The organism is Streptomyces sp. NPDC057253 (genome assembly GCF_042669125.1).
Classification (GTDB): Bacteria; Actinomycetota; Actinomycetes; order Streptomycetales; family Streptomycetaceae; genus Streptomyces.
Genome location: NZ_JBHUXV010000021.1, coordinates 99,807 through 115,328, shown reverse-complemented (window position 1 = coordinate 115,328; position 15,522 = coordinate 99,807). Strand labels below are relative to the sequence as shown.

Sequence of the window (15,522 nt, the reverse complement as noted above, 5' to 3'; positions counted from 1 at the left end):
GCCGCGGGCGTGACGATACGTGCGATTCGACGCATGATCCTGCGGCCCCGGGTCGGCTCATCTCCTTCGCTCTCAAGAGAGTCGATCTCCTCAGCGAGCTCCTTGGCGTCTTGCTGGGAGAGCTCCAGGGTCGGCGCAATATGACGTAGCTGGGCGACGAGCGAGGCAAGCGCGTCTCCATCCACACCCCGATTGACGGTCTGGATGTTGCCGCGGCCCGTGGCGAGAATTGCTGCCGGGGGCGTCCCCTGGACGACGACGCTGTCACGGTAGTTGTTGGTGACGTTCGAAGTGTGCGGCTGCTGAGTGCTCATGAAGGTTCTCAGCCTGGAGGAAGTCGACTGCGGCGCATACCTCGTCCCGGGTAACCTCCGTGCCGGCGAACCACGAGTGCTTGTCTCCGGCGAACTCCTGAAGATTCGCCGATCCTCCGGCTGGAGTCTTGTCGTAGGCCCAAGGTATGAGGCAGTTGTGGAGGTAGACGTCGCGTTCAGCCTTCGACCGCGATATCCGGCACAGATGCTGGGCTTGCTCCAGGCCGGCGCTCGTGAACTTCAGCGCTTTAACCGTGCGACACGGACGCCCCGGCCGTCCCTCACGGCAGAAAAGCGCGCGAGCTGGTTGCGCAGGCGGACCGGGAATAAGAACCCCGCCGGCCGCGCTCCGCGATGACGACGGTGGCCGCGGACCTGATCGACACGGACGACCAAAGGCTGGTTGGAACCGGACCTCCTGGCGGACGTGATCGCGATCGCGGGCAACCGTCTCACGGACATCGGACTGACCGAGGACGTCCGGTTCGTCATGTAGCCGAGGGTGTACCGGCACGAGAGCGGCGGTCATTGACGAGGGCGACCGTCACTGCCCGTGAGGGGAGTTCGCCAGAGTGTGCCGCAGAACGGTGGCGGGCCCGTAATCTGGCAGCTCCGGCACAGAGGCGTTGGGGGGACGATGTCGTGCTGCAGATGCCGCTTCACCGGCACTTCCGGTACATCCACGAGCCGTTACCGGCCGGGGACCGGGCCATTCCGGTACTCGGTCACGAAGTGCTGGTCGACACCCTCAAAGAGCGGCTGACCTACTCCCATGGCGGAGCCTTCCTGGTAAGTGGCTTCCGCGGGGTGGGCAAGTCGACACTCGTGCTGCGGGCGCTGGCCGAGACCGCTGCCCTGTGGGGCGACCGGGACGTCATGCTGGTCGTGCACTTGAACGTGGCACGGACCATGACGACCGATCAGCTGCTGTTCGCGGTCGTCCGACGGATCTTCGAGAGCCTCGACGACCGCGACCTGCTGGCGCGTCTGCCGCGCGAGGTGCAGCGCGCCCTGCTGCTCGCCTATTCACGCACGTCCCTGTCGTTCACCCAGACCCAGTCCGAGAGCACCGAGCGGGGCACCACGCTGGGGCTCGCCCCGCAGCACCGGTTGTCGCCCACCATGAGCTTCAGCGGCCGCAAGACTCGCTCGCAGGCCACCGAGGCGGCCTTCCTCGCCTATTCCGAGACCGACGTGGAGCACGACCTGGTCCGTATCGTCCAACTCCTCAACGGCAGTGAGGGCCGCCCCGATCCGCGGCCGCGTTCCCGCCGTCTCCTGCGCAGGCGGCACCGGCGCACCGCCTCACGGGTCCGGGTGCATCCGGTGATCGTCCTCGACGAGGTCGACAAGCTCACCGACAACAAGGCGGACGCGATCGCCGACTTCGAAGCGCTGCTGGGCCGGATAAAGAACGTGCTCACCGCGCGGGGCGCCCATTTCATCGTGGTCGCTGGCCCCGATCTGTACGACCGGGCCCTACAGGACTCCGACCGGGGCAACGGCGTCTACGAGAGCGTCTTCGGCTGGCGGATGTATGTGCCGTGCCTGTGGGACGCCCCCGGTCGGCTCGTGCGGGGGCTGGTGGAGGCCGGCCGCCCACAACAGCACGCTTCTCCATCTGCCTGGGGTCCACCTGCCGCCCCGAACGGAACGCCCGGACCACACGGCGGACGTTCCATAGGACCCCACACGTACATCACGTACCCGCCCGATGCCACTTACCGCATCCCCTACTCCTCCCCGGACGAGCTGCGGCTGGCCCGGTTCGTCGCCTACCTTCGCTTCAAGGCGCGCGGCGTTCCGCGGCGTCTGCTGCAGGAGTTCAACTCGCTGGTGGTGTGGCAGGACGGCCTGCCGTCCTTGAGCGTGAGCGAGGAGGTCTGGGCGCGCGTCGATTTCTACGCTCGTCTGGAGGGCGTGGTGTCCGAGACGATCGCGGCCGGCACACCCGACGGATCGACGAACGTGGTCATCGATGACGACCGGCGGCTCCTCGGCGCCTATCACGTCGTGGACTGGACCCTGCGCAGCGAGGGCAGACCCTTCACCTCCACGGATGTGACAGGTACCGAGGGGCTCGATCCGCTGCTGCGAATGACCCCGCCCGCGGTGGAGCGGATGCTCCGGCACCTGGTACGGGCCGGCGTTCTGGACGTGGTGAGCGAGCCCGGCCGGCCGGACGCCACGCAATACGGAGGCAGCCAGTCGCCTCTGGCGTACTACAAGCTGTCGGACGCCTACAAGCGGCAGCTGGCCGGTTTCGTCCGAAGCAGCGAGAGCGAGCGCGCGGATCTGGGGATCGTCGTCCCACCGCCGGGCCCCGATCTGTACGGCTCCACCATGGTCGGAGCCGGTGGCAGGCATGCTGCCCCACCGGCACCGGCTACCGACGCGCCCGCTGCGCCGATCGGAGCGGGCACGCCGGCAGTCGCGGTCCTGGCCGAACGGTACGAGATGAGCAGCCTGCTCGGGCAGGGCGGCATGGGGGCGGTCTACCGAGGGCGGGACCTGCTCACCGGTCAGCCAATCGCCGTCAAGGTGCTGCACCACGGACTGCGCACGGACGAGCAGATGCTCACCAGGTTCCGGCGAGAGGTCGAGCTGAGTCGGCAGTTGAACCACCCGCAGATCGTCCGAACCCTCGACGCCCTGGAGGGGCCGGACACAGAACCTGCATTGATCATGGAACTGGTGGAGGGCCCCTCCCTGCACGAGGTTCTCGCCGAGCGCGGCCCGCTGCCCGTGGGCCTGGTCGCGAGGATCGGCAGACAACTCGGCGAGGCGCTCGCGTTCATCGACACCATGGGTGTCTCCCGCATCGACCTGAAGCCCAGCAACGTCCTGCTGCACCCGGAGCGTGGTGCGGTCATCATCGACCTCGGCATCGCACGACCCTCAGTCGGGCACGAGCGATCGCTGACAGTCGCCGGGATGGTGATCGGAACACCGGGCTACATGGCCCCCGAACAGGCCATGGGCAGCCACTCGGACATCAGGACGGACCTGTACACACTTGGCATCCTCATGTATCAGTGTCTGACCGGGGTGTTGCCCTGGAGCGCCTCCGAGCCCTATCAAGTCATCTACGAGATCGTGAACACGGACGTCCCCGTCGACGCTCTCGGGGTGTCTGAACAACTGCGTGCTTTGCTCGGCAGGATGTTGTCCCGCGCTCCCGACGGCCGACCGGTGAACCCACAGGAGTATTTGCGGGATCTGGCCGCGACGCCCGAGGCACGGGAGGAAGCCGGGCTGGAGGCACTGCGTTCGGCGCCCGTCGCCACGACCGGCGGTCGCGAAGCGGAGACGATGGGCCCAGACTGGTGGGGCGCCCGGACGATGGGTCCTGCACCGTCGGAATGATGCCGCAGTCCACCCGCACCGTCCTCCCCGTCCGAAAACTCGACGCCGCGATGTTCAACGCCGGCGGCGCCACGTCCGTCGGCACCCCCAACCGCCCCTTTGGCACGAGCAACGCGTCACAGTCCTCCGCCTCCCACTCCTGGTGCACGCCCGTGCGGTCCAGACCGCGGACAGGATCGCGTCGACCCGCACCTTCGGCGCGTACGCCTCCTCCAGGCCGACAGTCAGTGCGTTGAGGCCCGCATTGCGTCAGGAGACAGGGGACGTCGGGGGCCTCTGTCCCGTAGCCCGGGGAGCCGCCATCCTCGAGGCGGAGTTGGTCCGGCTCGTCGGGGCCGAAAGAACACCCGGCGAGAGACCGGCACATCGAGGCGGCCGCTATGACGTCGAGGACCGGGTTCGCGTCGAAGGGGTTGGGGCGGGAGTTCACGTACGACACGACGCTGGGCGCGGAACGGCCGCAGTTGCCGGAGTGGCACGCGCGGGGGTGGTGAAACCCCCACCGTGTCACGCGCGGGGGTGGTGAACGCCGGGGCGCGCAAGGGAGGTTGTGCGCGCCCCGTGTGAACTCTTCACACACGCCGGTGCCACACACGCGCTCCCGGCGCAGGTGGTTGCGCAGTCAACTGGGGGCAGCCCCGCACAGGATGACGGCTCCTGCGCGGTAAGGGCCGCCGGTCTTTCGATCCCCGCCCTCGGCCGGCGGCCCAGGCAAGCTGTCCGAAAACTGTTCACAAAAATGCAACACCCGTTCCCAATATGCGGACAATTGCCGTTGTGACCTCGACAAACGGGACAGTGGACTGTCACTCTCCCGCCATGCACCCTGCCCCTCGCGCCCTGCGCCGCGCCGTCGCCGCGGCATCCATAGCCCTGCTCGCCACCGCCGTGGGCTGCGCCCCGCAGCCGGAGGACGACGCGAGCGCCAAGGCCTCGGCGCCGACCGGTAACGCCTGCGCCAAGGGCAAGCTGGCCACCAAGACCTCCGGCAAGCTGACGATCGCGACGGACGAGCCCGCGTACGAGCCGTGGTTCAAGGACGACAAGCCGGCCAACGGCAAGGGCTTCGAGTCCGCCGTCGCCTACGCCGTGGCGAAGCAGCTCGGCTACGACAAGAGCGCCGTCGTCTGGCAGAGCGTCCCCTTCAACAAGGCCTTCGCGCCCGGCGAGAAGACCTTCGACTTCGACATCAACCAGGTGTCGATCAGCGCCGAGCGCAAGAAGGCCGTGGACTTCTCCTCCGGCTACTACGACGTACGCCAGGCCGTCATCGCGCTCAAGGGCACCAAGGCCGCCAAGGCGAAGAGCATCGCGGACCTGAAGGGCCTCAAGCTCGGCGCCCAGGTCGGCACGACGAGCCTGAACTACATCCAGGACGTGGTGAAGCCGACCCAGGAGGCCGCCGCGTACGCCAAGAACGACCAGGCCAAGTCCGCCCTGCAGAACAAGCAGGTGGACGCCATCGTCGTCGACCTGCCCACCGCCTTCTACATCACCGCGGCCGAGGTGACGGACGGCACGATCGTCGGGCAGTTCGAGAACCAGGGCGGCACGCCCGAGCAGTTCGGGCTCGTGCTCGACAAGGGCAGCGCGCTCACCTCCTGCGTGACGGGGGCCGTCGACGCGCTCCGCAAGGACGGCACGCTCGCCAAACTGGAGCAGCAGTGGCTCTCGGACGCCGTCGCCGCCCCGGTCCTCAAGTGACGCTCACGAAGGACGAGGCCCGCCCGGAGGACGCGGGCGACTCGTACACACCGTCGCAGCGGCGGATCGAGCGGGAGGCCCTCAAGCGTGCCCGCTCCCGCCGCGCGACGGCGATCGCCGCGGTCTCGACCCTGCTCACCGCCGTCGTCCTCTACCTGGTCGTCGTCAACGCGCCCGGCTGGCCGCGCACCAAGGAGACGTTCTTCAACGGGCAGTACGCGCGCGAGGCGTTCCCGAAGGTCCTCGAAGGGCTGTGGCTGAACGTCCGGCTGCTGTTCATCTGCGGCGCGGCCGTCCTGGTCCTCGGGATGCTCATCGCCATCGCCCGCACCCTGCGCGGGCCGGTGTTCTTCCCGCTGCGGGTCCTGGCCGCCGCCTACACGGACTTCTTCCGCGGCCTTCCGCTCATCATCAACCTCATGATCGTCGTCCTCGGTGTACCGGCGCTGCGGCTCCAGGGCGTGACGGTCGACCCGGTGTGGCTGGGCGGCACGGCGCTCACGCTGACGTACTCGGCGTACGTGGCCGAGGTCTTCCGCGCCGGCATCGAGTCCGTGCACCCCTCGCAGCGCGCCGCGGCCCGCTCGCTCGGTCTCTCCAACCGGCAGGCGCTGCGGTACGTGGTGCTGCCGCAGGCGGTGCGCCGCCAGGTGCCGCCCCTGCTGAACGACCTGGTGTCCCTCCAGAAGGACACCGGTCTGGTGTCCATCGGCGGCGCGATCGACGCCGTACGGGCCGCCGACATCATCGTCGGGCGGAGCCTCAACTACACGCCGTACATCGTCGCGGGCCTGGTGTTCGTGGCACTGACCATCCCGATGACCCGCCTGACGGACTGGGTGACGGCACGCATGGACCGCCGGCGGGCCCAGGGAGGAGTCGCATGAGCGACACAGACGCGCCGGTGCTGCGGATGGAGTCCGTCCGCAAGACCTTCGGCGGCTCGGTCGTGCTGCGGGACGTCGACCTGGAGGTCGCCCCGCACACGGTGACCGCGCTGATCGGCGCCTCCGGCTCCGGCAAGTCGACCCTGCTGCGCTGCGCCAACCTCCTGGAGGAGATCGACGACGGCGCCATCTGGCTGGACGACGAGGAGATCACCGATCCGCGGGTGGACCAGGACGCGGTACGGCGCCGTATCGGCGTGGTGTTCCAGGCGTACAACCTCTTCCCGCACATGACCGTGCTGGAGAACATCACGCTCGCCCCGCGCCGGGTGCACGGCGTGGCCCGCGCGGAGGCCGAGGAGCACGCTCGGGAGCTTCTGGAGCGGCTCGGGCTGGGCGGGAAGGCGGACGAGTACCCCGACCGGCTCAGCGGCGGTCAGCAGCAGCGTGTGGCGATCGTGCGGGCCCTCGCCGTACGGCCCCGGCTGCTGCTCCTCGACGAGATCACCGCAGCGCTCGACCCGGAGCTGGTCGGCGAGGTCCTGAACGTCGTGCGTGACCTCAAGGGCGACGGGATGACCATGGTGCTGGCCACCCACGAGATGGGCTTCGCGCGCGAGGTCGCCGACCAGGTCTGTTTTCTGGACTCGGGGGTCGTCCTGGAGCGCGGTACGGCCGAACAGATCTTCGGCGACCCGCAGCAGGAGCGCACGCAGCGCTTCCTGCGGCGGATCGTGGAGGCGGGGCGGCTGTAAGCGGCTGTAATAGGCACCTGCTATTGCGGGCGCCTATTACAGGTCCTCCTTACAAGTCCTACGCCTCGGCCCGCGTCGGCCCCGCCAGCGCCGCCACCCGCTCCACGCCGAACACGTACCCCTGCACCCCGCACCCCGCGATGACCCCGTCCGCGCGCAGCGAGACGTAGGAGTGGTGCCGGAAGGCCTCGCGCTGGTGGATGTTGGAGATGTGCACCTCCAGCACCGGCAGCCCGTCGCAGGTGTTGAGCGCGTCCAGGATCGCGACCGAGGTGTGCGAGTAGGCGCCGGGGTTGATGACGATCCCGCAGTGGTTCAGCCGTGCCTCGTGGATCCAGTCGACCAGTTCGCCCTCGTGGTTGGACTGGCGGAAGTCCACCGTGCCGCCGTGCGCGGCCGCCGCCTTGGCGCACAGGGCCTCGACGTCGGCCAGGGTGTCCTTGCCGTAGATCTCCGGCTGCCGCTGGCCGAGCAGGTTCAGGTTGGGGCCGTTGAGGATCATGATCGGGGCGTTGGCCAGGGTGCGGGGCACGGTTCCTCCGGTCCGGTGCGGATGGGCTGCTCGTCCCCGGTTTATCACGGTGCGCCGCGCGCGGTGCCGCCCGTACCCTCCCGGCATGACCGCGCTCTCGTACCCCTCCAAGCCCGTACCCGGCGACCGCATCGCCGTCCTCTCCCCCGGCGCCGGCCTGCCGGGGCTCTTCCCACGCCCCTTCGAGCTCGGACTGGAGCGGCTGCGCAAGGAGTACGGGCTGGAGCCGGTCGAGTATCCGACCACCCGCAGGATGGGCTCGACGCCCCAGGAGCGCGCCGCCGACATCCACGCGGCCTTCGCCGACCCGGACGTCAAGGCGGTCATGGCGTCCATCGGCGGTGACGACCAGATCACCGTCCTGCCGTTCCTGGACCGGGAGTTGATCCGCTCGAACCCGAAGCCGTTCTTCGGGATGAGCGACAACACCAACCTGCTCGCGTACCTGTACACCACGGGCATCGTCGGCTATCACGGCGCGACCGTGATGACCGCGCTCGGCCGGCCGGTGGCCATGGAGCCGCTGACCGCCGACTCCCTGCGGGCCGCCCTGTTCACCTCCGGCCCCTACGAACTCACCGCCGCCGATCGCTGGAACGACGTCAACCGCGACTGGGCCGATCCCGCCACCTTCGACGCGGAACCCGTAACCCGCCCCGGCCACGGCTGGACCTGGGTGAACGCCGACCGGGCGGTGGAGGGCCGCGCCTGGGGCGGCTGTCTGGAGATCCTGGGCTGGCTGCTGATGGCCGACCGCGAGATCGCGCGCGATCTCAGTGAGTACGACGGCGGAGTGCTGCTCCTGGAGACCTCCGAGGAGATGCCGAGCGCCGTCGAGGTCTTCCGCACGCTGCGCAACATGGGCGAGCGCGGCCTGCTGCAACGCTTCTCCGCCCTGCTGATGGGCCGCCCGAAGACCTGGTCCTTCGAATGCCCCAACAGCCCTGAGGAGGCGGATCGTTACGCCGCCGACCAGCGCGAGGCCGTACTGCACGCCATGCGGGTGTATGCCCCCAACACCACCATCGTCTTCGACGTGGACTACGGCCACACCGATCCCCAACTCGTCATCCCCTACGGCGGCCTCGTCCGCGTCGACGGTCCCGCCCGGCGCATCACCGTCACGTACTGATCACTCCCGCGCGCGCTCACGCGCCCCCGTAACTCTTGATCACGGTGGGTAGTTGACGCGGCATGCACGACGTACGCACCGTAAGGGCGCCCTCCCTGCCGCGCCTCGCGGCCGCCTCGCTCGCCGGGACGGCCATCGAGTTCTACGACTTCTTCGTCTACGGGACGGCCGCCGCGCTGGTCCTGGGGCCGCTGTTCTTCCCGACGTTCTCGCCGGTGGTGGGGACACTGGCCGCCTTCGGGACGTTCGGCGTGGGGTTCGTCGCGCGGCCGCTCGGGTCGGTGCTGTTCGGGCACATCGGGGACCGGCACGGGCGGCGGCCGGTGCTCGTGGCCTCGCTGCTGCTGACCGGGGCAGCGACGGTCGCGGTCGGCTGTGTCCCGACGTACGACACGATCGGTGTCGCCGCACCCGTGCTGCTCCTGGTGCTGCGTTTTCTCCAGGGGCTGGGGCTCGGCGGGGAGTGGGGCGGGGCCGTGCTGCTGACGGCGGAGCACGCGCCCGCCGAGCGACGCGGGCTGTGGACGAGCTTCCCGCAGGTGGGTCCCGCCCTGGGCTTCCTGCTCGCCAACGGGGTGGTGCTGGCGCTGTCGGCCGGCCTGACCGAGGCGCAGTTCGCCGCATGGGGCTGGCGGGTGCCGTTCTGGGCGGCCGGGGTGCTGGCGGCGGTGGGGCTGTGGCTGCGTTCCTCGCTCGCGGAGAGCCCCAGCTTCCTGGAGATCGACGACCACGCGCGCGTACCGCTCGTCGAGGTGGCGCGCGGCCATTGGCGGCTCGTCCTGCTGACGGCCGGGGCGCTCGCCATCGGGTACGCGATCTTCTACGCCGTGACGACCTGGTCCCTCGCGTACGCGACCGAGCGGCTCGGGGTGAGCCGTACGGTCATGCTGACCTGCATCATGGCCGCGGTGCTGGTGAAGGGCTCGCTCACGCCGGTGTTCGCGCTGCTCGGGGACCGGTACGGGCGGCGGCCGTTGTGCCTCGCCGGATGCGCGGCGGCCGCGCTGTGGATGTTCCCGTTGGTGGCGCTCCTCGCGACCGGGGAGCCGTTGCCGATGTTCCTCGGGTTCCTGGGCGCGATGATCGCGTTCATCACCATGTTCGCGGTGATCGCCGCCTATCTGCCGGAGCTGTACGAGCCCCGGGTGCGCTGCACGGGTGCCGCGGTCGGCTACAACCTCGGCGGGGTCGTCGGCGGCGCGCTCACACCGATCGTGGCGACGACTCTGGTGGAGCACGGCGGGCGGGTGCCCTGGGGCGTGGGCGCGTATCTGACCGGGATCGCGCTGCTCAGTCTCGGGTGCTTCGCGCTGCTGCCGGAGACACGGCCGGAGCCCCTGGCGGTCGCGGAAGGGGCCGAACCCGTCACGGGTTGATCGCCAGCTCCAGATAGGCCGCGAACAGCACCAGGTGGACGCCGCCCTGGAGCGGGGTGGCCCGGCCCGGCACCACGGTCAGCGAGCTCACCACCACGGTCAGGGCCAGCAGCACCATGTGGGTGGCGCCGAGGCCGAGGACGAGCGGGCCGGAGAGCCACACGGACGCCAGGGCGACCGCGGGGATGGTCAGGCCGATGCTGGCCATGGCCGAGCCGAGGGCGAGGTTGAGGCTGGTCTGCACACGGTCGCGGCGGGCGGAGCGAAGGGCCGCGATGGTCTCGGGGAGCAGCACCAGCAGGGCGATGATCACACCGACGACGGCATGCGGGAGGCCGGCCTTGGCCACGCCGGACTCGATGGTCGGCGAGACGCCCTTGGCGAGGCCGACCACCCCGATCAGGGCGAGGCCCAGCAGGCTCAGGCTGATCAGCGCGGTGCGGGCGGTGGGCACCTCGGCGTGGTCGTCGCCCGTGATCACCTCTCCCTGGCGGGTGATCGGGAGGAAGTAGTCGCGGTGCCGTACGGTCTGGGTCGTCACGAACAGGCCGTACAGGACCAGCGAGGACAGCGCGGCGAAGGTCAGCTGCGTGGTGGAGAACTCCGGGCCCGGCTTGCTCGTCGTGAAGGTCGGCAGCACCAGGCTCAGGGTGGCCAGGGTGGCGACCGTGGCCAGGGCGGCGCCGGTGCCCTCGGGGTTGAACACGGCGGTGCCGTGGCGCAGCGAGGCCACCAGGAGGCTGATGCCGACGATGCCGTTGCAGGTGATCATCACGGCCGCGAACACCGTGTCCCTGGCCAGGGTGGAACTCTTGTCGCCGCCGTCCGCCATCAGGGTGACGATGAGGGCGACCTCGATGATGGTGACGGCGACCGCGAGGACGAGCGAGCCGAACGGTTCACCGACCCGGTGTGCCACCACCTCGGCGTGGTGCACGGCCGCCAGCACGGCTCCCGCGAGGACCACGGTCACGAGCACCACGACCGCACCGGGCAGATCGCGCCCCCAGGTGAACACCAGCAGGACGACCGCGAGCACCGGCACGACGGACGTCCAGCTCGTGGTGAGCGACCTGAGCCGAGCGATCATGCAGCGATCGTCCCAGAGCCGAACCGGCCTTGCACTACTTGAGTTCGCCCGATTCCAGAACGTCGCAGTTGGTGTAGACGCGCTCGCCGATGGTCAGTGCGCCCAACTGCTCCGCCAGCTTGCCCGTCTCGGGGGCGTCACTGTTGCGCATGGCCTCGTCGTACGACTCGAACTCGATCACTGCCAGGTAGTGGTTGGGCTTGTCGCGGTCCTTCAGGAGCATGCGGTGGGTCGGGCCGCCCGTGCTGCCCTCGTTGCGCTGACCCGCCTCCTGCATCAGCTGCCGCATCTCGTCCAGGCGCTCCGTCTCGAAGCCGATGATCTGCACGAACTTCATGGGTGTCTCCAGCCGGCCACGGCGCCCCCGGGCCGGGGTACGCGCTCTTGAACCAAGCAAGCACCAGGAGCGGTGCCCGGCAATTCGCCGCGCGCCGCTCCTGGTGGTGGTTCTTCCTACGTCGACCGTGGTCAGGCCTCGATGCTGTCCTTCGGAGCGCCTTCGCTCTCGGCCTGCGCCGCCTCGGCCGCCGCCTGCTTCCTGGAGGCACGGAGACTGGTGAGCGTGGTCACGATCAGGACCGAGCAGATCACGCCGAGCGAGACCGGGATGCTGATCTCGGGGACATGGACCCCGGACTCGTGCAGGGCGTGCAGCACCAGCTTGACGCCGATGAAACCGAGGATGATCGACAGGCCGTAGCTGAGGTGGACCAGCTTCTTCAGCAGGCCGCCGATGAGGAAGTACAGCTGCCGCAGACCCATCAGGGCGAACGCGTTGGCCGTGAAGACGATGTACGGGTCCTGGGTCAGGCCGAAGATCGCGGGGATGGAGTCGAGCGCGAAGAGCACGTCGGTGGTGCCGATGGCGAGCATCACGACCAGCATCGGGGTCATGACCCGCTTGCCGTTCTCCACGATCCACAGCTTGGTGCCGTGGTAGCGGTCGGCGACACCGAACCTGCGCTCGGCGGCCTTGAGCAGCTTGTTCTCCTCGAACTCCTCGTCCTCCTCGTCGGCGCGGGCCTCCTGGATGAGCTTCCAGGCGGTCCAGATGAGGAAGGCACCGAAGATGTAGAACACCCAGGCGAAGCTGGCGAGGATCGCGGCGCCGGCGGCGATGAAGATCGCCCGCAGCACCAGCGCTATGAGGACGCCGACGAGGAGCACCCGCTGCTGGTACTGCGAGGGCACCGCGAACTTCGCCATGATCAGGACGAAGACGAAGAGGTTGTCCACGCTCAGGGACTTCTCGGTGATGAAGCCCGCGAAGAACTCACCGCCGGCCTGTCCGCCGCCGAAGATCAGCAGCCCGAGGCCGAAGAGTCCGGCCAGGGCGATCCAGACGACGGTCCAGATGCCCGCTTCCTTGATGGACACGTCGTGCGGCTTGCGGCCGATGAAGAAGTCGACCGCGATCAGGGCGGCGAGGCCCAACACGGTCAGGACCCACAGGGTCACGGAAACATCCACAGTTCCTCCGGCAATACGTAACGGCAAGTAACCAGCGTCGTCGCGCTGCCGGAGGTCTCTTCCACCCACGGTGGGCCGGCGCCCCGGGATCAGGCCTGATCCGTATTGACGGGTACGCCGCAGTCGACAGGGAGTACTCCCCTCCGTGCCCTCAACGGTACCCAATCACCAAGGAAAGGTAAAGCGATTGGCAAAATAAAAGTCAAATAAGCAGGTGGGAGTGCCTTTACGAGTACTTGGTGCGAGCCGCTGCGACCTGCGTCAGGACCTGCTGGAGCACCTGGCTGCCGGGCGGGACGAGGGCAGGCTCATAGGTCCAGGCGTGCCCGACCCAGGGGTCGGCGAGATGGTCGTCGGGCACCGGGGTCAGGCGCATCAACGAGCGCCACAGGGGGTCGAGGAGGGGGCCGTAGGCGGAAGCCTCGTCACGGTCCGCGACCATCATCAGGTGGACGCCGACGGACGGGCCCTCGTCCGCGAGATAGCGCAGCTGGGTGACCGCCCGGTCGTCGAAGCCGTGCGGGAAGTCGTTGACGATCAGGAGCTGTTCGGAGGCGTCCACCCCGGGCGGGAGGGAGTCGGCCGCGCCGCCGCGGATCGCCATCTGCACCAGGTCGACGCGCTGGGTGAGCCGCGCGAGGGTGTCGGCGACACCCGCGGCTCCGACAGCGGGCGGGGCGGCGAGCACACCGGCCCGCGCCAGCGGCGCGAGCGCCTGGGCCCCCGAGCCCGCCGGGTCGATGACGTGCAGGGTGAAGTCACCGGCGGGATGCACGGCGATCAGCCGGGCCGCGAGCGCCACGGCCGTGTCCATGGCGAGGCGGTGCAGTTCGTGGGCGTCGAGGAACGAGCCGTCGAGGGATCCGGCGGCTCCGCTGTCGATCCACAGGCCGCGCTCCAGCGGCAGCCTGACCAGCATCGGGATGCGCAGCTCGGCGCACTCGGGCAGATGCAGATCGCCCAGGCGCACGGCCATGGGGACCTCGAAGGGCACCCGGTAGCCGTGCCAGACCGGGTTGTCCCAGCGGGCGTACGCGGGCGGCAGGGCGGGCTCGACCACCTCGGACTCGGCCGTGAGCTGGGCGAGATCCCGGTCGTAGACCGCACGGGCCTGTTCGACGAGCTGGGCGTGCTTGGCATGGGCCGCCTCCCGCGCGGCGTCGCCCTGTCCGCCGATCCGGCTGCGCGGGTCGGCGAGGGCCGCGTCGAGCTCCTTCTCCATCCGCGACTCGGCGAAGTCGACGGCGCTGCGGTACGCGGCCGTGGAGCGGGCCAGGTCCTCGAACATGCCCCACACCTGGTTGTAGAGCCGCTCGTCCATGGACCACCCGGTCGCGTCCCCGGCGACGGGCCGCGCCGGCTGCCCGGGTTCGGCGGGAGGCGCGGTGGGCGCGGGCGGCGGGGCGGCGCTCTGCCGGCGGGGGTGGCTGTAGTCGATGGGACCGCCGACCGTGGGTGGCTGCACGGAGGCGTCCTGGGGACCCTGGGCGTATCCGGACTGGGGCGCCCCGACCGCTGGAGTGCCCTGTGCGCCGTACGGCGACAGCGGCGGCTGCGGCGGTACGGCACCGGGGGCGCCCTGGGCCGCGGAGGAGCCCTGTTCCGGGCCCGGGGTGGGAGTGGCCGTCTGGCGGGGGCGGTCGGAGTCGGCCGTGAGCGGCGGCGGCATCGGCACCGCGCGGGCCAGGCTCTGGGCCACCGCCTCGTGGATGCCGCTCGCGATCCGGTGGGCCTGAGGAAGGCCCTGGTCGCCGAGGAGTTCGGCGAGGCCGCCCGCGTAGCCCTGGCCCACTGCGCGCACCTTCCAGGCGCCCTGGCGGCGGTAGAGCTCCAGCGCGACGACCGCCGACTCGGCGTCCAGACCGATGATGGTGTAGCTGGCGAGCTCGGTGCCGTCGAGGCCGGTGACCGCGACGAACGGGGCGGCGACGGCACCGAAGTTCACGGGGCCGCCCGCCGTGGGCAGGGCGAGCAGCACATGCACCCGGTGGACGGTCTCCGGCACCGCACCCAGGTCGACCGCGAGACGGTGGTCGGCGGCGGCCTGCCGGGAGACCTCCAGACCCGGCAGGGTGGGTGCGCCGGGATGGACGACCCACTCGGCGCCGTGCACCGTGCCGTGCTCGTCGCCGAGCGTGGCACCGGCCACGACCGGCGTACCGGCCGCGATCCGGATCTCGAGACGGGCCTGGGAGAGCGGGTGGTTCTGCCCCCGCACCAGCTCGGCCGTCATCGCCTTCTCCCCCTGTGTCGTGTTGTCGGTCGGCTGCCGCTCGGCGGGCCGGTTACAGGTGCGGCAGGATCGCCGGCATCAGGTCCTGGAAGGTCCGGCCGTTGGCGGGAGTGCCGAGGGCCGTCATCGTCCAGCCCGGACCGTTCCGGTGCACCTTCGCCATGATCTGGGCGGTGTAGGAGCCGCCGCCGGCGAGGGTGTAGCGGGCCAGTTCCTGGCCGTTGGTCTCGTCCACCAGTCGGCAGAAGGCGTTCTGCACCTCCTGGAAGGTCTGGCCCGTGAAGGAGTTCACGGTGAAGACGATCTGGTCGATGTGGACCGGGACGCGGGCCAGGTCGACGAGGATCGCCTCGTCGTCCCCGCCCTGGCCGACGCCGCCGACGAGGTTGTCACCGGTGTGCTTGACCGAGCCGTCGTCGCTCACCAGGTGGCGGAAGAAGACGACGTCGACGGGCTGCTTGTCCGCGAACAGGACGGCGGAGGCGTCGAGGTCGACCTCTCGCGTGCGCGAGCCGAACAGGCCGCGGCGGGGAGCCGCCTGCCAGCCGAGGCCCATGCGCACCGCGGTCAGGCTGCCTCCGTCGTTCTTCTGCAGGCTGATGGCCTGACCCTTGGTCATGTTGACGGTCACGCGCCGAACCCCTCTCGCTGTCCCCTGTTGCC

General features: G+C 69.8%; 13 protein-coding genes. 6 read left to right on the top strand and 7 right to left on the bottom strand.

All coding sequences use genetic code 11. The features are described from left to right. Positions 1-314: hypothetical protein (locus ACFULQ_RS14650; protein ID WP_383543025.1), on the bottom strand; the 314-nt coding region annotated here is incomplete at its 3' end. A gap of 651 nt (positions 315-965) precedes the next feature. On the opposite strand from ACFULQ_RS14650, the gene ACFULQ_RS14645 reads away from it, so the two are divergent. The 4 genes from ACFULQ_RS14645 (at position 966) to ACFULQ_RS14630 (ending at position 7,026) form a co-directional block, all read left to right on the top strand. Next, positions 966-3,680: a protein kinase gene (locus tag ACFULQ_RS14645; RefSeq protein ID WP_383543036.1), complete on the top strand. Its 2,715-nt coding sequence runs from the start codon at positions 966-968 to the stop codon at positions 3,678-3,680. A gap of 819 nt (positions 3,681-4,499) precedes the next feature. Further along, positions 4,500-5,384, top strand: coding sequence for an ABC transporter substrate-binding protein (locus ACFULQ_RS14640; RefSeq protein WP_383543023.1), 885 nt, complete (start codon positions 4,500-4,502; stop codon positions 5,382-5,384). Then, positions 5,381-6,271, top strand: coding sequence for an amino acid ABC transporter permease (locus ACFULQ_RS14635; RefSeq protein WP_383543020.1), 891 nt, complete (start codon positions 5,381-5,383; stop codon positions 6,269-6,271). Before ACFULQ_RS14640 ends, ACFULQ_RS14635 begins: the two co-directional genes overlap by 4 nt. Next, entirely contained in the window at positions 6,268-7,026 is a 759-nt protein-coding gene (locus ACFULQ_RS14630; protein ID WP_383543017.1) for an amino acid ABC transporter ATP-binding protein, read from the top strand. The genes ACFULQ_RS14635 and ACFULQ_RS14630 overlap by 4 nt, the downstream gene beginning before the upstream one ends. 58 nt (positions 7,027-7,084) lie before the next feature. Here ACFULQ_RS14630 and aroQ read toward each other — a convergent pair whose 3' ends face one another. Then, entirely contained in the window at positions 7,085-7,558 is a 474-nt protein-coding gene (aroQ, locus tag ACFULQ_RS14625; protein ID WP_383543014.1) for a type II 3-dehydroquinate dehydratase, read from the bottom strand. 85 nt (positions 7,559-7,643) lie between these two features. Between aroQ and ACFULQ_RS14620 the strand changes: the two genes are divergently transcribed. Then, entirely contained in the window at positions 7,644-8,690 is a 1,047-nt protein-coding gene (locus tag ACFULQ_RS14620; protein ID WP_383543011.1) for a S66 peptidase family protein, read from the top strand. A gap of 62 nt (positions 8,691-8,752) precedes the next feature. Beyond that, positions 8,753-10,066 carry an MFS transporter gene (locus ACFULQ_RS14615; RefSeq protein WP_383543008.1) on the top strand — a complete coding sequence of 438 codons (1,314 nt, stop codon included), beginning with the start codon at positions 8,753-8,755 and terminating at the stop codon, positions 10,064-10,066. Here ACFULQ_RS14615 and ACFULQ_RS14610 read toward each other — a convergent pair. The 5 genes from ACFULQ_RS14610 to ACFULQ_RS14590 form a co-directional block, all read right to left on the bottom strand. Continuing rightward, on the bottom strand, positions 10,056-11,156 hold the full coding sequence (locus tag ACFULQ_RS14610) for a calcium:proton antiporter (RefSeq protein WP_383543005.1): 1,101 nt from the start codon (positions 11,154-11,156) through the stop codon (positions 10,056-10,058). The genes ACFULQ_RS14615 and ACFULQ_RS14610 overlap by 11 nt on opposite strands. Positions 11,157-11,190: 34 nt before the next feature. Next, positions 11,191-11,493 carry a hypothetical protein gene (locus ACFULQ_RS14605; protein WP_383543002.1) on the bottom strand — a complete coding sequence of 101 codons (303 nt, stop codon included), beginning with the start codon at positions 11,491-11,493 and terminating at the stop codon, positions 11,191-11,193. A 131-nt stretch (positions 11,494-11,624) separates the two neighbouring features. Next, complete coding sequence (locus tag ACFULQ_RS14600) at positions 11,625-12,626, bottom strand: TerC/Alx family metal homeostasis membrane protein (protein ID WP_383542999.1); 1,002 nt, start codon at positions 12,624-12,626, stop codon at positions 11,625-11,627. 226 nt (positions 12,627-12,852) lie between these two features. Further along, a complete protein-coding gene (locus tag ACFULQ_RS14595) occupies positions 12,853-14,859 on the bottom strand; it encodes a TerD family protein (RefSeq protein WP_383542996.1) in 2,007 nt (668 codons plus the stop codon). Between the two features lie 52 nt (positions 14,860-14,911). Beyond that, positions 14,912-15,490 carry a TerD family protein gene (locus ACFULQ_RS14590; RefSeq protein ID WP_383542993.1) on the bottom strand — a complete coding sequence of 193 codons (579 nt, stop codon included), beginning with the start codon at positions 15,488-15,490 and terminating at the stop codon, positions 14,912-14,914. Positions 15,491-15,522 lie beyond the last annotated feature (32 nt).